13 protein-coding genes are annotated in these 22,006 nt (G+C 48.1%); 1 reads left to right on the top strand and 12 read right to left on the bottom strand.

What is annotated here, in order from left to right; all coding sequences use genetic code 11:
- Positions 1–10: 10 nt before the first annotated feature.
- The 11 genes from AAC052_RS12190 to AAC052_RS12240 form a co-directional block, all read right to left on the bottom strand.
- The gene (locus AAC052_RS12190; protein WP_339813591.1) at positions 11–2,527 is read right to left on the bottom strand and encodes a M14 family zinc carboxypeptidase; all 2,517 of its coding nucleotides are present in this window, start codon (positions 2,525–2,527) and stop codon (positions 11–13) included.
- Between the two features lie 87 nt (positions 2,528–2,614).
- Positions 2,615–3,442, bottom strand: a complete 828-nt coding sequence (locus AAC052_RS12195) for a ThuA domain-containing protein (protein ID WP_339813593.1) — start codon at positions 3,440–3,442, stop codon at positions 2,615–2,617.
- 114 nt (positions 3,443–3,556) lie between these two features.
- Positions 3,557–4,981 (bottom strand): DASH family cryptochrome, encoded by a 1,425-nt coding sequence (locus AAC052_RS12200; protein WP_317488920.1) that lies wholly within the window; start codon positions 4,979–4,981, stop codon positions 3,557–3,559.
- 63 nt (positions 4,982–5,044) lie between these two features.
- A complete protein-coding gene (locus AAC052_RS12205) occupies positions 5,045–6,478 on the bottom strand; it encodes an amidohydrolase (RefSeq protein ID WP_339813596.1) in 1,434 nt (477 codons plus the stop codon).
- Between the two features lie 65 nt (positions 6,479–6,543).
- Positions 6,544–8,685, bottom strand: coding sequence for a chitobiase/beta-hexosaminidase C-terminal domain-containing protein (locus AAC052_RS12210; RefSeq protein WP_339813598.1), 2,142 nt, complete (start codon positions 8,683–8,685; stop codon positions 6,544–6,546).
- The gene (locus AAC052_RS12215) at positions 8,682–9,719 is read right to left on the bottom strand and encodes a 6-bladed beta-propeller (RefSeq protein WP_339813600.1); all 1,038 of its coding nucleotides are present in this window, start codon (positions 9,717–9,719) and stop codon (positions 8,682–8,684) included. The genes AAC052_RS12210 and AAC052_RS12215 overlap by 4 nt, the downstream gene beginning before the upstream one ends.
- 16 nt (positions 9,720–9,735) lie before the next feature.
- Positions 9,736–11,190 carry a DUF1501 domain-containing protein gene (locus tag AAC052_RS12220; RefSeq protein WP_317488916.1) on the bottom strand — a complete coding sequence of 485 codons (1,455 nt, stop codon included), beginning with the start codon at positions 11,188–11,190 and terminating at the stop codon, positions 9,736–9,738.
- Between the two features lie 3 nt (positions 11,191–11,193).
- The gene (locus tag AAC052_RS12225; RefSeq protein WP_317488915.1) at positions 11,194–13,512 is read right to left on the bottom strand and encodes a PSD1 and planctomycete cytochrome C domain-containing protein; all 2,319 of its coding nucleotides are present in this window, start codon (positions 13,510–13,512) and stop codon (positions 11,194–11,196) included.
- A gap of 161 nt (positions 13,513–13,673) precedes the next feature.
- A complete protein-coding gene (locus AAC052_RS12230) occupies positions 13,674–15,230 on the bottom strand; it encodes a SusD/RagB family nutrient-binding outer membrane lipoprotein (protein ID WP_339813603.1) in 1,557 nt (518 codons plus the stop codon).
- A gap of 19 nt (positions 15,231–15,249) precedes the next feature.
- Positions 15,250–18,345 (bottom strand): SusC/RagA family TonB-linked outer membrane protein, encoded by a 3,096-nt coding sequence (locus tag AAC052_RS12235; RefSeq protein ID WP_317488913.1) that lies wholly within the window; start codon positions 18,343–18,345, stop codon positions 15,250–15,252.
- A 549-nt stretch (positions 18,346–18,894) separates the two neighbouring features.
- Entirely contained in the window at positions 18,895–21,084 is a 2,190-nt protein-coding gene (locus AAC052_RS12240) for a S9 family peptidase (protein ID WP_339813604.1), read from the bottom strand.
- 139 nt (positions 21,085–21,223) lie between these two features.
- Between AAC052_RS12240 and AAC052_RS12245 the strand changes: the two genes are divergently transcribed.
- A complete protein-coding gene (locus tag AAC052_RS12245) occupies positions 21,224–21,628 on the top strand; it encodes a MaoC family dehydratase (protein WP_339813606.1) in 405 nt (134 codons plus the stop codon).
- Positions 21,629–21,631: 3 nt separating this feature from the next.
- Here AAC052_RS12245 and AAC052_RS12250 read toward each other — a convergent pair whose 3' ends face one another.
- Complete coding sequence (locus AAC052_RS12250; RefSeq protein WP_339813608.1) at positions 21,632–21,988, bottom strand: hypothetical protein; 357 nt, start codon at positions 21,986–21,988, stop codon at positions 21,632–21,634.
- Positions 21,989–22,006: the final 18 nt, after the last annotated feature.

The raw sequence follows: 22,006 nt of genomic DNA on the forward strand, positions 1-22,006 counted from the left end.
TGATAATCACTTATTGACCTACAAAGAAAACAGCATTGGCAAACAGCAACTTTCCGTTGTCCCAAAATGCACGAAACAAAGGATTGTCGGACATGTAGATGACCTGGCCGCCGCCCATACGATCAACGCCAAAAACCAGTGAGTTCTCCAATTCCTTTTGTACCCTGTTGCCAGCAAAACCACTTACAGGTTTAGCCCCCGTCGGGATATAGGCTACGTTCCAGGCTCCCGACAATTTGCCAAACCTGCTTTCAGCTGTTTTCAAACTAAAATACGAGTTGCCGTAGCCATAAGCCAGTGGATGGGTATTGTCGAGGCTTACTTTGTAAATAGCGCCTGGGATAATCCCCTGAATGTCGTTTCTCTCACGGTCGGCATACTTTAAGCTGGCATCCGCTTCGTCCCATTTTTCCTGAAGCTTCTTCATCGCTGCTTTCTCATCGTCGTCGGCATATTTTTTCAAGCCATAGCCATCACGATCAACAAAACTGTTGAGTGCGCCTTGTACCAGAATTAGTCTTCCGCCATCACGCACCCAACTGTCAATCATTTTCATAGAGCCGTCGCCCAGCCCGTTGTATCTGCCGTTTTGGATAATGATCACGTCGTAGCCAGATAAGTCAAAACGTCCGAAGTCATCAGTGTCTAATACGCTGATCGGATAGTCGAGCTGACGCTCGAAGAAATGCCAGGTTTCGCCAAAAGCCAAAGAGGAAACACCATTGCCAGCCAGCACTGCTACTTTAGGCGCATCGATGTAGTGAACATCGCCGCTGCCGAAATCTTTGCCGCTGTCTACGAAGCCAGTGGTGGTAGCATCCAATGAACGACCATATTCTTTGGCCAGGCCTTTGACCAATGCGTCAAAACGGGAAGCGTGCTGCTCATTTCCCCGACGGGTGATGATAAGTGTGCCTCTTTCGTAATTTTTACCGCCAATGGAAAAGGGGCTTTCAGCATAGCGAACATTCGCTTTGTTTTTCAGCAGCTGGGCTAAAAACTTCGCATCTTCCAGTGTTTGCCAGCGGGCAATATAAGCGTAAGCTTTATCGGCTGAAGTTACCTCAGCTGACGGAGCGCTGTACTTGCCAGTTCCAGGCATGATTTTCTCGGTGACAGCATACGCTTTTAAGCCTTTGGCATAGGGAACACCCCACGCAGTGATGTCGTAGGTGTTAGAATCTTCCACATAGGTGCTTGGCTCAAACAGAATGCTGGCCAAAACGCCTCTCGGCTGATAGTTGCTAATGACCAGGTCGCTGGAATTCAGGTTGAAAGATTCGGTTGCCTGAGTCTGATAGTTAAAGCCTTTCAACGGCTTGCCTGCTGCACCCGTTCCGTAGACAATGCCCATAGCATCCAGCCAATTGGCAAGAGCGGATAGTTTGTCAGGGTTGTTATCTCCCTTGATCACGAACCCTTTGTATTTGCCAGGGAAGGAGTTGACGTTGTTGTTGAAGAACTTCTGGTACTCCTGAAGTACCTGCGCCTTGTTAGCAATGGTAACCTCCACTGTTGAAACGCCATTGCTATGGTGATGGGCAATTCTGTCTTTCAGTGTTAAAGTATCTCCTTCGGCTGTAAGTACGCCTAAACCACCACGTCCGCCGCCGCCTTGTTCGTATGTCATGCCAATGGCCCCGTTGTACACAGGGTAGGTGTCGCCATAAGATGGATAAAGCAAATCAAAGCGCTCCTTGGTAAAGTACAGCCAACCATTTTGATCAAAGTACTTGGCATTGTTTTTACCAATCGTTACCTGAAAATCATATTGCCATTTGGTGATCAGCTCATGATAAGGCTTGGCCGCAGGTGCCATGTAGTACGGGCTGTTGACACCCTGCTCATGAAAATCGACATGGATTTGCGGCATCCATTGGTTATAAACTGCGATTCGCTTCTGCGACTCAATCTGAGTCTGCCATGCCCAGTCCCGGTTCAGGTCGAACAGGTAGTGGTTGGCTCTGCCGCCGGGCCACACTTCGTTGTGCTCTTTGCTTTGAGGGTCGGGATTGTAATCCTTGTTGCCATACTGATTGTAATAGTTGGCATAGCGATCTCTTCCGTCTGGGTTGATGCATGGATCCATGATCACTACACCCTCTTCGAGCCAGGAAGCTTTGTTGGTGACCAGCTCGTAAATAGTGGCCATGCTGGCTTCCATGGAAACGGACTCGTTGCCATGCACGTTGTAGCTGAGCCAGATGATAGGAATATTGGTAGATGGGCTACCACTTTGCAAACCGGCCCGTTTCAGGTTGTCGGTTCGGATAGTTTCAATGTTTTGATGGTTGGCCTCGCTGGTAGCGATGGCATAAACCAGTGGGCGATCTTCGAAGGTGCGCCCGTATTCCTTGAGGACAACCTTAGAAGAATTGGCTGCCACGTGCTGGTAATATTCCACCACCCGGTGGTGGCGGGTAAATCTTTCGCCAAGTTCGTAGCCGAGAAATTCTTTCGGGCTTTGCACTTGTGCCCATGTTTGGGTAAATGCCAGACAAAGTAGAAGTAGTAACAATTTTCTCATATCGATGCAATGCAGAGTTTGGGTTTTCAATTGGAGCCCAAGATAAGAGAAACTCGGCAATGCCAAATTGGGAATTACGCAGGTGGCTTACTTCCTATTACCCAGCCAAAGCAGGGCGTTGATCACAAGCTGATCCTGGAGCGGATTATGAAAAGTAGCCGAAAGTGTCTTGTTGGTGCCGCCCTCATAATCGATATCGTTGTGGCCAAAATTGAAATAGATCATGCGGTACCTGGTGTTGGTCCACACGATGGGGTAGTAGCCACTGTGCCAAATCTCGTGCTGCTTGGGTCCTGTGCCGAGCGGAAAGCTTGATGAGTCGACAGATAGCAAAATATCGATGTCAGGGTTTTTAGTCAGGTCATTTTCCCACCGGTACCATTCGCTTGGTGACGTTTTGAAAGTATCCGGCAAGTTTTTCAGAGCGGGATGGTCGGGTGCTTCGCTGCGAAGAACGGCCGAGGTTGGTCGCCAGGTATTGCTTCTGTATTGACCGGCACCCAAAAACTCTTCGTGGTACCAATCCCAGTCCTGATTAAAATCGGAAGGAGTAAGAGCAAACCCAGCAAAATGAAACCCCATCCATGCCCCGCCGTTTTTCATGTACTTTTCTAGCGCTGCCCTTTGCTCAGGCGCTTCCGGCCGGGTATCGAGGAAAATCACGAGGTCGTAGTTGGCCAGGAAGTCGTTGTTAAGATTGCTCCAGTTGCTGGTGGAGTCGTAAGAGAAACGGTGCTTAGCTGCCTGTTCTTTGAACCACGGATGGGCCTCACCCACAAAGCTGATATGGGCCTGGTCGTTTTTGGCGGTGAAGAAGGAGATGACTTTGAAAGAATCGTTTTGAGCACAGCCAGTAGCAGAGCTCAGAGACAAGATTGTTAAGACCAATTTGCCTGCCAAATACAGATGCTTCATTTTAGACGCCATGATAATTAGTGGACATACTGTTCTTTTTATTTGCAACTAAGATAACACCTGTACACATTGACGCAATAACTTCCTTTCCTCAGTTATGCTTCCAAATTCATATTATATCCACTTGCTGCTGTCGACTATAGGCAAAGGGTAGCTCTCAGGCAGTTGCACACCAGCTTCAAAAAGATCAGCTTTTCGAAGGGCGTCTGGCCGGTGTACTTTCCCACCCGGGATGCCGGATAGTTCGGGCAACCAGTGCCGTACATAGTCACCCTTTCCATCATACTTCATGGCTTGTGAGAGGATATTAAAGTACCTGTTCTCCCGGGGGTCGTTGCCGACTCCTGCAACATAATTCCAGTTACCCCAGTTACTGGAAACGTCATAGTCGATCAGTTGCGATTCAAACCATTGCGCTCCCCAAACCCAATCCACCTGAAGGTCTTTGATCAGAAAAGAGGCTACATTTTGTCTGCCCCGATTGGACATGAAGCCTGTTTGAAGGAGCTCTCTCATGTTGGCGTCAATGAAAGGCACACCAGTTTTTCCGGTTCGCCAAAGCTCGAAGATTACCATATCCTGAACGAAATAAATAGGCTGGCCACGGATACCCTTGGTTCGAAACATAGAAGACCCATACTTTTTCATCACAAACCTAAAGTAGTCTCGCCAGTACAGTTCAAAAATTAACCAGTAGGTGGAGTCGTTCTTCAGGACTTCTTGTTCAAATTTTTTCACCTCATAGTAAACATATCTTGGTGAAATGGTGCCCAGCGACAACCAGGCCGACAGCTTTGTTGAATAGTTTGATCCCAGCAATCCATTTCGGGTATTTTTATATTGTGTAATAGCCTTGGTATCCCAAAGGTAGGCCCTAAGCCGTTCTAGTGCAGCGTTCTCTCCGCCCGAAAAATGAATGGCTGCCCTTTCGTCGAGGCCGGGATGTTGAAGCCCAAAATCTCGTAAGTCTGGAAGCTGGCCTGCGTCCACTTTACCGAAGGCGGGAAGCTTAGCAGGGGCATCCTTTGCTGGTCGGATTGGTGTGGCATTCTCATTCTCTTTCCTAAATTGCGTAAACACTTCTGGCAGATTTTGAATAGGCCAGGGAATATCATCTTCGTGCCAAAGTGTACTCTGCCAAAATAGCTTTAGTAGAATTTTTTTTCGAAATAGTGTTGACTCAAGCGACTTCTCTATAGCCACTTCCTCCGTAGCCACCTCCTTGGATGCAAAAACCGCAGTTGCCTCCAGTTGTGTCGCCAATTCAGGAATGATATTTTCAGGCAGCCCAAACCTGACAATTAGATTGCTGCCTTTTTTCTGAAGGTTTGCTTTCAGATCAGTCAGCGACTCCAGAAGAAAATTTGTTCGAAGAGGCCCGCATCTAGGGAATCCAAGCGACTGTTCCTCGAACTGTCTCGGATCAAAAACAAAAACCGGATACAGATACTGACACTGCTTCATCGCACTTAGCAGAACCTCGTTGTCAAGTAAACGAAGGTCATTTCTAAACCAAATGATATGAATTCCTTTCTCCATTCAATATCAACAAACCGTGAACAGAAGTTGTTGACAAGAATTTGAAGGCATTCGTGATAGCGCCTATTTCACAGGCGGAGGCCCTTCAGGCAAAATGGCCTTGTAAACGTAGTCACCTTTTTTCTGAACAAACTCATCCCGCATCGCTTTTCTGATGGCCTCGTTTTCAAAAAGGTCAACCATTGTCAGCGCCAGACTTTTGGCGGCGAATACCATTCCCTTGTGTCCAATGGACATGCCGCCGCAGGCGACGACCGCCCACGAGTGCCAGGGTGTTCCGATGGGTGCGGTGGTAGCCACAAGCGAAATTTCCGGTGTGATCCAGCTGATGTCGGCCACGTCAGTCGAGCCGCCTGTGGGAAATTCAGCTGTGGGGTCAATGCCTCCAATGGTTCCATCCAGGCCTTTTTCCTCCATCTTAACTGATCGCTGAATGCCTTTCGCAAACGCTATTTCATCCGCTGTGTAGCTAATCGGCCCGACTAGTTGCATGTTTTTGTAAAGCACGTTGGCTCCGGCAATATTTGGCAATTGCTCGTGATAGCCAGAGGTGATCGTTAGCTTTGGTGTAACTCCAGCGATCAAGGCTGCCCCCTCTCCAATTTCCTGCACCCTTTTATACACTTCCATCATGCCATCTCTGGTGGCATCCCTTACATACAAGCCCACCCGGGCGTAGTCGGGCACAATGTTGGGAGCTTCACCGCCCTTTTCGATGATATAATGGATGCGAACGGATGGTTTTATGTGTTCCCGGAGCATGTTGAGGCCATTAACAAATGCCTCTACGGCATCCAGCGCACTCCGGCCATTCCAGGGATCAAACGCAGCATGGGCAGCTTGTCCGGTAAATTCAACTGTTACCTCAATCATTGCCTGACTACTTTGGGTGCTTGCTTTGTTTTCGGCGTCGGGGTGCCAGTCGAGGCAGGCATCCAGGTCGTTAAACAAACCAGCTCTGGCCATATAGATTTTCCCACCAATGGCTTCTTCGGCTGGTGTTCCATAGAACCGAACCGTTCCCTTCAGCTTACCCTGCTCGATCAGCTCCTTGATGGCCACGGCTGCTCCCAGGCTGCCAGGGCCAAATAGATTATGTCCACAGCCATGCCCGCCGGCACCGTCTATTAGGGGAGATTTTTCCGGTACTGCTTTCTGTGACAATCCGGGCAAAGCATCGTATTCACCCATGATGCCAATAATTGGCTTGCCGCTGCCATAGCTTGCGATAAAAGCCGTTGGCATTTCGGCAACGCCCCTTTCAACAGTGAAGCCCTGAGCTTCGGCGTAGTCGGCCAGGGCTTTGGCGGAAACATTTTCTTTTAAGGCGATTTCTGCTGCCTCCCAGATTTTGTCGCTGAGATCAACAAGCTCAGAAGTGTGCCTGTCCACCGACTCAAGAACGGTTTTTTTGTTGCCGGAGATTTTTTGAGCCTTCTGGCCAAAAGAGACAAAAGCGTTTACCAAAACAAGCAATAGGAGAAGACTCTTTTTCATGATAGGTCGGTTTTGAAACGAATATATGAAAAAGTACCCATCAACAGTGCTTCCTTGTTTTGTGTCTAGTTGAGTAGAACCTCATCGACAAATACCCATCCAGGGTTTCCCTTGGCATCGTGCCAGGCTGGGAGTTTGGTAACGGGCATGATATGAATCTTAAGCATCTTGTATTTTTCTTTAGGCAAATCGAAAGTGTAGAAAGCGGGGCCAACCGGCAAGTTTTTGGTTGGCTGATCCACTTTGTTTTTCTTCCAAAGCTTCAGATTTTTTTCATCGTCACCGTACCAGATGTCGATACTGGCGGGAGGCATGATCCAACCTCCTGTGTTATTGAGGCAGCTCACGGTGATTGACTTTTGAGGAATCTCTTCACCTAATATTATTTGCACATCCATGGGTTCGCCCTGGTAGCCCAGCCAGTTGCCATCGGTATGAATATTGGTGCCTTTGATGTGGTCAAAAAGCGTTTGTTCAAGCTTCCCTTTGTATTTCGGGTTCGGTTGAGTCAACAGACTAACATTGCCTGGTGTAATCGAACTTCTCAGAAATGATTTCGACACCATTTCGCTGCTGTACCATCCGTCTTTGAATGCTTTGACGTTAATGGTTGCATTGCCATCCAAAGGAATTCCATCTTCGTAGATTGGGGAACTGATACTGTCGGGTGCTGATCCATCCAGCGTATAACGCAACGTAACACCGTTGAGGTAATGCTTCAGCTTTACTGAAATAGGGTCGGTAAAGAAAGCTTCGTTGCCAACAATTACCGGAGCCGATAGCTGAATAACGGCGCCTTTGTCATCGAAGCCCGACTCAAAGGAGACATTGGGAAAAACTTCCTTTAACTCAGCAACCTGCCCTGCATCAATCCCTGTATTCCAGATAAATATTTTTTGAAGAGTGGAGAGAGGCCTCAGCTCAGAGACGCCCGCAGCAGTAACGGCCGTTCCCGATAGTGATAGTTCTCGCAGGTTCGAAAGTTTCGCCAATGAAGACAGTCCTTTGTCCGAAACATTAGTGAAGTTCAGATGAAGTTTTTCCAGGTTTTCAAAAGCCGCCAACAAAGCCAGGTCTTCATCTTTGACCGGAATTTTGTTGAGGCTCAGTTCTACAACCTGCGTGCGGATTTTGTCGAGTTCTTTTAGTTGCGCTGGTTCGAACGCTTCGCTCGAAAAAAAGCTGACAGTGAGTGCTGGTGAGTTGAGAGCAATAGGACTGATGATCCGGTAGTTGGAGTTCAGCGATTCAACCAGTGCGGGGTCGGCGGCCTCAAAATCATAGCTTTTGGTGGCGTTGAATTTTGCCTGTGCTATTTGGTAAAGGGGCTGATTCGGAGCAGTTTCGGCTGCCAAAGCCTCGAAAGGCGCACCAGCGGCAATCCAGGCTTCAAGTACTTCCTTCTCTTCATCTGTGAGCTGGTTTTTACCCTCGGGCGGCATATGTTCTTCTACCGATTCGGGCAAGTGAATGCGTTTGAGCAGTAGACTGGCTTCATAATTCAGAGAGTCCCATAGCAGTCCGTTTTTACCACCAGCCAAAATAGTTTCCGGACTTTCCATCACCAACTCACCTTTGGCTTTGCGGCTATTGTGGCAGCCCATGCACTTTTCCTTCAGAATAGGCTGTACCATATGATCGTAAATTACGGCCTCAGCGAAAGGAACATCTTCGAAACTTGCGTCAGGGGTGATGGGTGCCAGCACAAAATTTTCTCCGTGTGTAATGTTGGCTCCCTGGTGACCTGCAAAAGTGATCAGCACTAACATCCCTACCGGAACAACTTTCGAGAGCATAGGCTGAAGATTCCATGACTTTCTGAAAACGTACCATCCGTAAGAGCAAAAAGCGATTAACGCCCCACCCCACTTATGCCAGGTCAGGCTTCCCTCAGCATAGCCGCCCTCTTTTGAGAGCAATAATCCCATAAGGGCTGAAAGGGCCGCTGTAAAACTGCCGACGAGCAGCAGGTCGTCAGCCGTCAGTGACTCATCGGTTGCTGACTCATCCGGTTTTTTGTTGAAAAAAACTAATAGAGCATAAACTGCCAGCAAGGCTATGGGAAAATGCAGGAGTAAAGGGTGCATCCGCCCCAGCACCTGAAGCCAGGCGGGTGTAGTAAAACTGTTTTCGAATACGAAAAGAAACGCCAGCAAGCAGCAAACAAAGAAGTTGCCATTGGCGATCAAGCCCCGAAGCTTGCTCATGAAACAGGCATTAGTTTATATGGGTATACCTGGCCGGAATTCCACTGAGCTACGTAAAGATTTTCCTCGTCGTCGATACACACATCGTGGGGGTAAGCAAAAACGGCATCGGTTTGGAACAACTCCTTTAGCTGACCAGCCTCATATTCCGGGGCATTCGCAGCGATGTTGGAAACGACTTTGTCTTTCTTGTCGAGAATCGTTACAAACCCAGATTGCTTCCATGGTTGACTGGCGCTCATAAGCACGGCAGCATACAAATAGTCGCCCTTAATAACCGGCCTGCAAACCCAGGCGCCGGGTAGAGAAATGGTCGACAAGTATTTTCCTTCGAGCGTATAGCGCTTGAAAGCCATTTGCTGGCGGGAGCTAACCACAAGTGATGGATTGGCTGGATCACGGAAATCCATACAAACGCCGTGGGCATTCAGAAGGTGAGCATCGGTTTCTCCCCGGCCGCCAAAGTGGCGGATGTAGTTGCCCTTGCTGTCGTACTGCATAATGAAGTCTTTGCCATACCCATCCGCCACAAATATATCTCCATTGGGAGCAATGGCGGTTTCAGTAGGGACGTACTCCTCTGCTTTTGTGTATTCGCCCGTTTCTTTTGGATAGTCGAGCGTCAAAAGTACACGACCGTTCATGTCTGTTTTGATCACCTGATGCCGGTTGTTGTCGCAAATGAAGAGCACTTCGGTGCCATTTTCGTCAAATAAAGTCAACCCATGAGCCCCGGGGTACTCCGATCCCCACGTTGAAAGCAGCTTCCCTTTTTTGTCGTAGATAATGACATTGTTTTTGGTCTCGTTGGTGAGGAGCAGGATGCGGCCTTTGCTGTCCTGCACCATTTCGTGGCAGTCTTTCACCGGGTATTTGGTGATGTCGGCCTGGCTCCATTTGGTGTCGAGCTTGTAGCGCTTTTTTCCGTGGCCGAGGATGATGTCTTGCTTCGGATTTCTGGCTAACAGAGAAGGCCCAGCCATAACAGCCGAAGCGGCAAGGGCACTGTTTTTTACAAAAGTTCTTCTTTTCATTTTTCGGGTGTTCTTGCTAAGCAATAATTCCTTTCACTACCTTTCCGGCTACATCAGTCAACCGGTACCTTCTTCCCAAATGCTTGTAGATCAGCTTCTCATGATCAAGCCCCATTTGGTTGAGCACGGTCGCATGAAAATCGTTGACATGCACGGGGTTTTCGGTGATATTATAGCCAAACTCGTCAGTTTCCCCGTAGACCATTCCAGGCTTGATGCCCCCACCTGCCATCCATATAGTGAAGCACCGGGGATGGTGGTCACGGCCGTAGTTGTCGCCAGTGAGCTTGCCCTGGCAATAGTTGGTTCTGCCAAACTCACCGCCCCAAATTACGAGGGTTTCGTCGAGGAGGCCTCTTTGCTTCAAATCCATTACGAGTGCTGCCGACGATTGATCCACATCTTTGCACTGGCCAACAATTTGGCCAGGCAGGTTATCGTGGGCATCCCACCCCTGATGGTAGAGTTGCACAAACCGAACGCCACCTTCGCTGAGCTTGCGGGCCAGCAGGCAGTTGGCGGCATAGGTACCGGGCACCATGCATTCGGGGCCGTACATTTTCACAATTGACTCCGGCTCATTTTTTAAATTTGTAAGCTCTGGCACCGAAGTCTGCATTCGGTAAGCCAACTCGTATTGTTGAATTTTGGCAGCAATCTCAGGATCCCCGAACTCTTCGTAGTTTTCCTGATTCAACGCTGCCAGGTGATCGAGCATTTTTCTTCTTTCCGCCCTGTCCATTCCCTCGGGGTTGTTGAGGTAGAGCACAGGGTCGTCGCCACTGGAGAACTGGACACCCTGATGAACGGAGTCGAGGAAGCCGTTGGTCCAAAGCTTTGAGTAAACTCCCTGGCCATTACCTTTTCCTTTTGAAAGCAAAACGCAGAAAGCGGGGAGGTTTTTGTTTTCACTTCCCAGCCCGTAACTCAGCCATGCCCCCATGCTTGGGCGGTTGCCTACCTGGGCACCGGTCTGGAAAAAGGTGAGTGCCGGGTCGTGGTTGATGGCCTCGGTATAAATGCTTTTTACGAAGCAGAGTTCGTCAGCTATGCTGGCGGTGTGGGGCAGCAAGTCGCTGATCCAGGCACGAGACTGGCCGTATTGTTTAAAGTCGAAAATTGTTCCGGCCAGTGGAAATTTGGACTGCCCGGACGTCATGCCTGTCAATCGCTGACCCTGACGAATCGACTCTGGCAAGTCTTCCCCGTGCATTTTTTGCAGCATGGGTTTGTAGTCGAAAAGGTCAAGCTGAGAGGGGGCACCATTTTGGAAGAGGTAAATGATCCGTTTGGCCTTTGGCGCAAAATGGGGGAGCTGTGCAAAAAGCTCTTCTTCCGGACTAGAGCCTCCCTTGAATAAATCAGGAATCAGCAGCGAACCCAGTGCCGCACTACCAATGCCGAGACTTAACTTCGAAAGAAATTTTCGCCTGTTTTGGTTTAAGCCGTTTTCCAGTTGTTCTTTTTCCATGGCTTATGTCTTTGTAATGGATTCCTCCATGTTATAGATCAGTTGAATCACGTTGGCAAGCGCTGCCGCCTCACTTTTCTCTACTTCCAAATGAGGAAATTCACCCACATTTAGCACCTCCGAAGGGTCAATAGCCTGGCTTTGGTAAATGCCCAGTTGTTCTGAAAAATAACTGTTCAGCAAATCTTTCTCAGACTCCTTCGGCACCCGGCACACAATCAGCCTGAAGGCTTTTGTTATTTTGTCTTCTGTGCCCGTCTGCTCCTTGACCAGCTTTTCGGCCAGCACCCGTGAAGCTTCTAACATGGTTGGATCGTTCATCATGACAAGTGCTTGGAGAGGCGTGTTGGTCTGAGGTCGTTTTACCTCACATTGGTCTCTGTTGCTGCCATCGAAAATCATCAGAGAGGGAGGAGGCAGTGTGAGTTTGATGAAAGTGTACATACCCCGGCGGTACAAATCTTCCCCATGGTCTTGCTGGTAAGTTGCTAAAACACCTCTGCCCGAAGTGGCAGCCTCCCAAAGGCCGTCGGGTTGATAAGCCTTCACACTGGGGCCACCGATTTTGTTCACCAAAAGTCCACTGCTAGCCAGAATGAGGTCTTTTACGAACTCAGCCGGTAACCGGAAGCGAGGCCCATGGCTGAGGTAAATATTGTCGGGGTCGATGGCCAGCTTTTCTTTCGAAACGCTGCTGGATTGCCTGTACGTAGCCGATGTCACGATTTGCTTGACCAGGTATTTGATGTCCCAGTCATTTTCCATAAAGTCGACCGCCAGCCAGTCGAGCAGCTCAGGGTGTGAAGGTAGGTCGCCCTGCATACCAAAGTCGCCGGCGGTTTTTACAATTCCCTGGCCGAAGATCATTTGCCATACCTGATTCACAAATACCCTGGCTGTCAAAGGATTGTTTTTGTCGACGGTCCATTTGGCCAAGCCTAAGCGGTTTCTTGGGTAGGCAGTGGTATCAAAAACCATGACTTCTGACAGAGGTTGTGGTTTCACTTCATCTGTTGGCGAATCGTACTGCCCCCGGTTGAGCACGTAAGTTTTGCGCAGGGTGTCAAGCTCGTCCATCACTGACACCATCATGGTGTCTTTTTCCAGCTGTCTGATAAATGAAAGTACTCCATCAAGATCGGCCGTTGTAATTTCAAGCCTTGGTGCTTTAGCTGGTTTCGAAACGGATATGTCGCCCTCGTACCCGACTTCAGGTGTATTGTTAAAGAAGGCCAACATTTTATAGTAGTCCTTTTGCGAAATCGGATCGTATTTGTGATCGTGGCACTGGGCACATTCTACCGTAAGACCAATAATTCCTTTACTATATGTCTTGGTTTTGTCGAGGAGGTACTCGATTCTATACTCCTCTTCTATCACACCACCTTCCTCTGTGTATTTATGGTTTCTCAAAAAGCCGGTAGCAAGGATTTTCTCTTTATCGGCGTCGGGAAGCATGTCTCCAGCCAACTGCCAGGTGAGAAATTTGTCGTAAGGAAGGTTGTCGTTGAAGGCATGGATCACCCAATCCCGCCAGGGCCATTGCGTGCGGATATTATCGTCCTGATAGCCGTAGGAATCGGAATAGCGGCCGACGTCCAGCCAGTGAACGGCCATTCTTTCTCCATAAGCAGGGCTGTTCATCAATTCGTCCACAACCTTTTCATAAGCCTCATCGCTTTTGTCGGCCATAAAGCGATCCATGAGATCAAGCGACGGAGGCAGCCCGGTCAGATCGAGAGAAACCCTTTTCAGCAAGCGTTCTTTGTCCGCCTCTTCGTTGGGTTTCAGTCCTTTTTCCTCCATTTTTTTCACGACGAAAAGGTCAAGGTCGGTTTTAGGCCAGTCTTCGCCCTTCACTTTTGGAAGGACCGCTTTTTTGGGAGACGTGAAGGACCAAAGCTTTTCAAATTTTGCGCCCTGCCTGATCCATTTTTTAACAAGCGCTATTTCATTTTCAGTCAAAAGAGGCAGGTGCGACTCAGGCGACGGCATTTGGTAGGTAGGGTCGGTAGAAGAAATGCGCTTCACCAACTCCGACTCCTCTGGCTTTCCAGGGACGATGGCAAATTTCCCTTTATTCTCTTTCAATTCACCGAGAGCCAGCTCAGGAATATCAAGCCTTAGGCCGGCTTTCACTTTGTTTTTATCGGGACCATGGCAAGCGAAGCACCTGTCGCTCATCAAAGGGCGGATATGAAAATTGTAGCTGACGGTTTCGGGCAGGTCTCCTGAAGATGTTGAGTCTTTGCATCCAGGCAGGGAAATAATTAATCCCGCAAAGGCAATGGACAGAAGCCCGGTGATGAGCCTGGTATACATGTTCAAGTAGGGTTATGTAAAATCAAAATTTAAGAAGGTTTGGCAAGGATAACAATGCATAGTCCATTAATAAGTTGTGGCTGGGAAGAGTGGAAAAATAAAGGCACCCGAAGGTGCCCTTATCAATAGATGAGTATTTGAAATATCAATGGAAAGAGAATTTATTCAACATCCCACCACATTCTTGTGGTAAGAAGGTCTGGCCCCTGGGCCTGAACGGCGCTTTGGTAGTTGTCAGGGTTGCTGCCAGCTTCTGACTCATAGTACCTCAACCTTCTTGGCACAGTTCCGCCAGTGATGTTGTTCGGGTCGCTTGTAGGAGTGAAGGCAGGAAATCCTGTTCTTCTCCAGTTGTTCCATGCCTCAACGTGGTTCAGGTAAGTGGCGGCCCAGTATTGCTCGCCAATCAATTCCAGTTTAGCAGCGTCTGATGCTCCCGCAAAGTCAAGCCCGGCGATGTATGTGCTGATTTCCGAAGCACTTGCTGCATTTGAGATGCCAAATGCCTCCCATGACTGGATGGCTGCTGTAACTCCAGCCACAAAATGTGCTTCAGGATCAGATGACAACCAACCCTTCACCGCTGCCTCAGCTTTCATCAGTTCTACTTCAGCGTAGCTAAGGAATGGATAAGGATCATCCAGATCTAAAATCTCACGATTGATGAAAGAGTACTCATTTACGCTTTCAAAATCAGGATTGATGGCCGTTATGGTTTGCGAAGTGTAACCATTGGGCAAGCCTTGTTGACTATCGGGATCGGTGTTCCAGGTAGTGCTATTATACGGGTCACCGGTACCACCTACAATGATCATTGTACGTGGGTCATTGTTGTCCGTTAGCCAATTTACAAGGAATTCACTGACACGGCCATTGCTGGCATCGCCACCGCCACCGCCGGCATTGGAAAGCACAAGTGAAGTGCCGTTCTGGTTGGTATCACCAGCAGGACCGTTTTGTTGAGCCAAAAATGCGTTGTCATCATTTGATGTCATTGCACCGCCAGCTGCTTCAACAAACACAGCTTGCGCTTCTGTAGGATTCACTTTGCTCATACGAAGCGCTATTCTCATTAGTAATGAATTCGCAAACTTCACCCACTTCTCAGTATCTCCCTTAAACAGGATGTCCTGAGAGCCCAAATTGTTAATGCTTGGGTCAAATCCGTCTCTTGCTGCTTTAATATCGCTTATCAGGGCCGCATAGATTTCAGATTGAGCATCGTACTTTGGGAACCAGTTTTCGGCTCCGTCGAGCCCCCTTCCAGCCTGGAAGAAAGGAACGTTTCCATAAAGATCAGTCATTTTGTGAAGATCGAAAGAACGCATGATAGTGGCCGCACCATGCAGGTTAACCAACTCTGGCACGTCCGCTGTTTGATCCACTACATGAGTCAGTGTTTTGATGGCGTCGGTATAGTGACTTTCCATAAAAGCACCGCTGTATTGTGCGTTGTAGTAGTATTTATCGCCACTCCAGTAACCTTGCAACGAGGCGTTGTGTTGGATCATAGTAGAGCAATAAATCAAGTTCGTTCTCCAGTTTTCGTAGCGGGCACCAGCTACCCTCAACTGTCCATATGCCAGCAGATACGAAAGGTCTATTTCTTCGGAGGCATTTTTGTTTATGTTGAGCTCAATCAGGTTGTCTTCGTTACATGAACTCATGATGAAGACGAGCACCAATGCGGCGCTTAAATATTTCTTTATATTCTTCATATTTCTCTTCATTTAAAGTTTAGAATGACGCCGACAGGTTGAAACCAAAGTTTCTTGTTGTCGGCATGGCGAAGAAGTCAAGCCCCTGCGCATTTCCGCTATTGTTGTAAGCAGACTCAGGGTCAATATTTGGAACACTTGACCAAAGCAAAGCCAGGTTTCTACCAACTATTGAGAACCGAAGCGACTCAATTGGGGTCTTCGCCAATAGCGTAGAAGGCAGGCTATAACCCAAAGACAGCGACCTGAGTTTACCGAAAGACGCATTGTACACGAAATTGTCAGTGATTTGAGAATAGCGGCTGTAGTAGTTGTCTACATTTTCAGGAGCAATGTTCCAGGTCTGGGCTTGTCCTTCTTCATCCACTCCGGAAATGCTCAGCCCGTTTTCACGACCTGGGAGGGTTTCTTTGTGCAGGCCAAGGTTGTAGGCTACTACGTTTGTACTTGATGCCAGATAACCACCACTGCGGATATCGATCAGGAAGTCGAGCGTAAAGTTTTTATAGGTGAATGTATTGCTAATGCCGGCGCTGACAGGGTGACGTCCCGGTGCGATAAGGTCAAAGTCTCCTCTCACTGGATATCCGTCGGCGTCATATACTTTTTGGCCGTCGATTTCCATTTGCTTGTAACCTGCAATGGCTCCCAAAGGCTGGCCTACATAGTGACGAATTCTCTCCTGTTGTGTTCTCGCTTCGTCAAGGTTAAGGAACTCGATGGGCTCACCCAGTGCGTTCGTGCCAAGATTGATCACGTTGCTTATGTTGTGAGCGTAGTTGAAGGAAACATCCCACCTGAAGCCATTGGCAACTATTGGCGTTCCTTTTAACAGCAGTTCCACACCCTTGTTGCTCAGCTCACCGACGTTGATCGTAGTGGAGCCAAAGCCAGATGTCCCCGAAATAGTTGTATTCAAGATGTCGTCTGTTGTGGTCCTGTCATAGTAGGCAAGGTCAATACCAATCCTGTTGTCCAGCAATCTTACATCAAACCCAACTTCAATTTCGCTGGAAATATATGGTTGAAGGGCAGCGTTAGGAATGGAACCGTTGCTGATGGATCCTAAAACTGCTCCCTGGTGGCCTTGCCCTACAAGTCCGTAGGTCAGGTTAAGTGAATAGGGATCTGGTGCACCACCGCCCACCTGGGCCCACGACGCTCTCACCTTTCCAAAGGTGAAGAACTCAGGCATCGTAAACACGTCCGAGAAAACGAAGCTCAAACCGGCAGAAGGATAGAAAAGAGAGTTGTTTTCGTCCGCAAGGGTCGAAAACTTGTCCTGACGACCAGTCACGTTTAGGAACAGGTAATTTCTGAATCCGATGTTTGCTGATCCGAAGATGGAGTTGATACCGTATTCAGAAAAACTGTAGCTGTAAGCCTGATTTGTAACGTTGGTTACGCTGTGGAAAAAGGGAATGTTCAAGCCAGAGCCACCAGCGTTTAGCTGCTCAGCTGTTTTTCTCATTCGGTTTCCACCAACCAGACCGTCTACCGAAATGTCACCGAAAGTTTTGTTAACGCCAATGAACATATCGGCATTGTCTTCTCTAATGGTTCTCATGTTCTGGTTGAAGCTTCCGGTAGTAGCGTAGGCTGTGCCATAAGGCTCGTAGTTGTCAGAAGCTACGGACACAAAGTCGGTGCCGACACGGCCTTGCACATACAGCCACTCAAAGAAGTTGTACTTCAATGCGATGTTGCCCAGAACACGGTCCTTATTATCCTCTCTATTGAACTGATAAGCTGCCCAGTAAGGGTTCTGTATATAATTGCTTCCCTGATAACGGAATTCTGTTCCATCCTCTTTTGCTCCTAATTTATCAGGATCACCCTTCAACGTCTCGTAAGAAAGAGAAGCAGGCTTTGTAAGGATGGCATAGTTGGCGTTACCCGGAGAGTCCGACAATCTTGGTCGGTTGATGGCCTTTTCCTTAGAGTACTGGCCTGTCAGTTTTAGCTCAAGGTTTCCAAAAGCGCCATTCAAGCCTGTTGTGAAAAGCTTTCTGTCGAAGCTTGCATTCGGCATGATATCGTCATTATTCAAATCAGAAGCCGAAAAACGGAAGTTGCCTTTTTCGTTTCCACCGGAAAGAGCCAATGTATTAGTCCATGTTTTGCCAGTGCGATAGAAGTCCTTGATGGTTTCTCCCGTATCGGAGTAAGGTCTTGATACACCGTCAAACTGAACAACGCTTGATCCGTCAAGTTTGCCTCCCCAGGAGGAGTTGCCGTAATCGAGGGCAGCGGTTTCGTTGGCAGGCTTTTCGCCATCCACACCTATTCCATACTCTTTCTGAAAGTCGGTAAGATCAATCACGTTGTCCATGGTAAAGTTGGAGTTAAAGCTAACGCCGACACCTTTTCTTGACTTACCTGACTTTGTTGTAATCAAAATGACGCCATTGGCGGCACGGGCACCATATAGTGCTGCGGCCGTGTTTCCTTTCAATACCGAAAGGCTCTCGATGTCATCAGGGTTGATAGAAGAAAGACCATCTCCACCGTCATTTCCACCCCACATACCCGCAGAGCCAAGTGTAGAATTGTCCATTGGCACACCGTTTACCACATAAAGTGGCTGGTCCGATCCACCCAGGGAAGATCCCCCTCTGATAATCACACGGCTTGATCCCGCTGCTCCTGAAGCAGGCGTACTTACATTCACACCGGCTATTTTACCTGTCAGTGCATTTCCCAAGTTGGTAGTACGGGAGTCGGTAAACTGGTCACCACTTACCTGAGTAACGGAGTAACCAAGAGACTTTTTGTCTTTTTCCAAACCAAAGGAAGTAACTACTACCTCATCCAATTGGGTAAAGTCAGCTGTCATCGAAATGTCAATCACTGACCTTGAACCCACTTCTACCTCTTGTGTGGTGAAGCCAATAAAAGAGAAAACGAGGGTTGTACCGTCGGCAGACATAGTGATTTTATAATCACCTTCCACATCGGTAACTGTGCCGACGCTCGTGCCCTTGACAGAAATGTTAACACCAGGGAGTCCACCGCCTTCCTCGTCGGTGACCTTACCTGAAATCACTCGGTTTTGCGCATGGGCATAGAAGCCCAATAAGCAAAACACCAATAAATGGGTAAGCTTTTTCTTCATAGAAAATGTTTTAATAGATAATTGATTCGAACTAAAGGGTATAATCAACAGGGGGTGTTGAGGGGATAAATATATAAAATTTTTTATATACCAACGAAGAAACACCTGGCTTTATAGAGTAACGAAACGATAATGCTCTCATGAGCTGCTAGAAAGTGTGTCCGCACAAATTTTAAACTAGGGCATACGAACTTATACAGCGCATTGTATTTTCTACCCTCAGCAATCGTTTGCATCGATTAATTGCACACTTTTTATGAGACATAAAATATGAATATTCTTATATTTACAGCTGACCATTGAGAGACAGCAGGAAAAATATATGGCACATAACGGTCTATTTTATAGAGCGTTAACAAAATGTGCTTTTTGAGGAGAGCAACTGGTTGATTATAAACGTTGGTGACATTGCCGAATATTTGGGAAGAGTATCAATGCACAGAAAAAAAATAGCGCCGTAAGGCGCTATTAAAAGGTAGAAGATAGGTTCTCACCCCATAAGACTTTGACTTTAAGCACAAAATCAGGCCGAGGAAAATAGGTCTAGCTTTATTCTTCTCCCACAGTAGCTGCAGGAGCCTCCGGGTGCTTTACATACCTTTCAAAAAACTCGATAAATCTTCCCAATCTATCCATCATGCGCAGCGGATTGCCGCTTCTGCTTAGCTCATGCCCTTCGCCCGGATAGCGCACATATTCCACAGGCCTATCAAGTGCTTTCAGGCTCTTGTACATCATTTCCGACTGGATGGTGCCCGTTCTCAGGTCCTGATCGGAGTGCATGATGAGTAGAGGGGTCGTAATTTGGTCGATGAAGGTAATAGGTGAGTTGGCATCAAGGATTTCCTGCACGCCCTCTTCCCAAGGGTAGCCAAAATGCGTTGGTACCAGCCGCCAGGCATTTCCTTCTCCCATAAAGGTAGTGAGATCGTATACACCTCTTTGCGCATTGGCTGCTTTGAAGCGTTGGTCTTGTGTCACTAGCCAGGCCACCATGTAACCGGCATAGCTACCTCCTGTTACAAATAGCTGGTCGGTATCCACCCAGCTGTTTTTGGAAGTAGCATCATCCAAAGCTGCCAGAATGTCGTTGGCAGGCCCGTGGCCCCAGTCTCTATAATTACCTTTTTTGAACGCATCGCCGTAGCCGCCACTACCCCGTGGGTTACTGAAAACCACCCCATAACCCCAGCTGGAAAGCAACTGAAATTCATGCCACATACTGAGTCCCGACGGCCCCCACATGGCAGAAGGCCCACCATGGATTTCCAGTATGGTCGGATATTTGGTTCCTTGTTTGAAGCCAACGGGTTGCATCACCCAGTACTGTACTTTTACGCCGTCGGGTCGGGTGACCCAGTATTCCGAAACGGGAGTGACGATTTTGTCTTTCAGCCAATCCGAGTTGAAATGTGTTAACGCTGTCAAAGCCCCGCTCTTCACGTCCATGCTGTATACTTCCAGAGGGTTGTTGAAGTCGGTAATGGTCATGATGATTTTTTTGCCTGCAAGCGCAAAGTCATTGATGCCTTTGTCTCCTTCCAAAAGGGTAACGATTTCGCCTTTCTTCAGGTCGTAGCTGTACAAAGGAATGTCCCCTTCGGACGACGCAGTAAAATAGATTTTTTTGTTATCAGGAGAAAAGACCGGCCCACCAGCGTCTCTGTCAAACTCCGCTGTAATCATTTTTGCGCCGCTGCCCTCGGTGTTGACAAGCCCCAGGTCATTTTGCGTAGCATGCCTGTTTACATCATCTCGCATGTAAAACAGTATGGACTTTCCGTCGGGCGAGAACTGTGGATTGCCTAAGGAAAAACCCTCCATATGAAGGAAGGAGGTAGCAGAACCTGACGTGACGTCAATTTTCCAAAGGTCAGAGTAGCTTTGCTTGTCGGGCTCCACTTTGTAAGCCACAGAGGAGCAAACAATGGTTTTTCCATCCGGCGACCAATCGCCACCGGCAAAATCCTGGAACCCTTTGGTGAGTTGTCGGGCTTTCCCGCCATCAAGCGACTGAATGAATAAATGCCGATACTTCATCTCGGGGTTGAGTCCCTGTTCCGCCTGGAAATCCTGATTCACAAACACCCGTGGGTTTTTGTCGACAGCATTTTTGGCCAGCCATGCCCGAAGCTCTTCAAGGTCGCCATCGGGGGTAGATTTAATGTCTTTTTTCTCTTCTTCTTTCAGCGCTTTCCAGTTGGGCTCGTCTTTGAATGCTCTTCCTGGTCTTTCATAAGCCCAGGTTGGGGTGCCTTCAGTGTCCCAATCGGGGATGGACGACGAAAAGAGAATAGATTTTCCGTCAGGAGCCCAGCGGGGGCCAGAAGCACCGTGCTTGGCAGAAGTAAGTGGGTAGGCCTCGCCGCCGGTTAACGGCAGAATCCATATTTGCGACTTTCCGTCGTCGGATCGAACAAAGGCAATTTTTTCACCCTTAGGAGCCCAGGTAGGCTGTGAGTCGCTCTTTTTTCCGAACGTAAGCTGAATAGGTTCTCCACCTTTTTCAAGATCGAGCATGAAAAGGTTATGGCTATAAAAATAGTCATCCCCTTTTTGATCTCTTTTGGTGACGACCATCACCGCTTTCCTGGTATCGGGCGATACCTCCAGTTGTGAGGAGGTAACAATTTTCATTAGGTCAGAAGTGACGATGGGCTTTTTTCCGCTTTGCGCTTCTGCCCAATGAATGAGCATGATGAAGCCCAGCAGCAACAAGTAGTAGAGTCTTTTTTGCATGACTGATTGGTTTTCGGGTTAATGCGGGAAGAACAACATAAATGGTTTTTGATTCAAGCAATAATCCGTTGGTGGTGAAAATTTGTTGTGCGGAAGTAGTTGTAAAAAAGCCCTTATATTTAAGGCAAACAAAGCCACTATGCTGAAAGTCGGAGATACTTACGAAATGCCTTTTTCACTTACCCAGGAGCAGGTCAATGCCTTTGCCGAGCTAAGCGGAGACAAAAACCCGGTGCACATCGATGCGGCGTTTGCTGCCAACACCTCTTTTAAGAAACCAATCGTTCACGGAATTTTCAGCGCAGCCATATTCTCCAAGATATTGGGCACCATTTTTCCTGGCGATGGCACCATCTATCTTGGTCAGACGCTTCAATTCAAAAGGCCGGTGTACCCTGGGGAGGACTACCTGGCTAGAGTGGAGGTGGTAAGTCTTGACGGGAGAAATTCGGCCACCATTGCCACGGTGCTTACGCACGTTGCCACGGGAAAGGCCGTCATAGAAGGCGAAGCCAAGGTGATGCACAAAGAACTTATTCCTTAGAGTTCACTTAGGTTTTATTATTTCCCAGGTGATGGAGTAACGAGCGATTTGTTTCGGATCAGCTAACTGCATATCGGTGGTGTATGGCCCACCTGGCTTGTCGATGAGCATGGTGATTTTGCCCATATAGTCGTTGGGGCTGAGGTAGTCGTAGTCCCACACCTCCAAATCAACCTTTTCGTTCACTTTGAAGCCATCAATTACATGGTCAACTTCCAATGATTCGGCCTTCATGCGGTACCACTTTTCATCCACAGGCCACACTTTCTTTTTGTTAATCACCAGAAATACCTCATCACCGTCGTTTTCTTCATAGAAATAGCAATGGATGTTCAGGATTCTGACTGATAGCGTTTCCATAGGTTAGCTGGCTATTAA

The organism is uncultured Imperialibacter sp. (genome assembly GCF_963974565.1).
Taxonomy (GTDB): Bacteria; Bacteroidota; Bacteroidia; order Cytophagales; family Cyclobacteriaceae; genus Imperialibacter; species Imperialibacter roseus.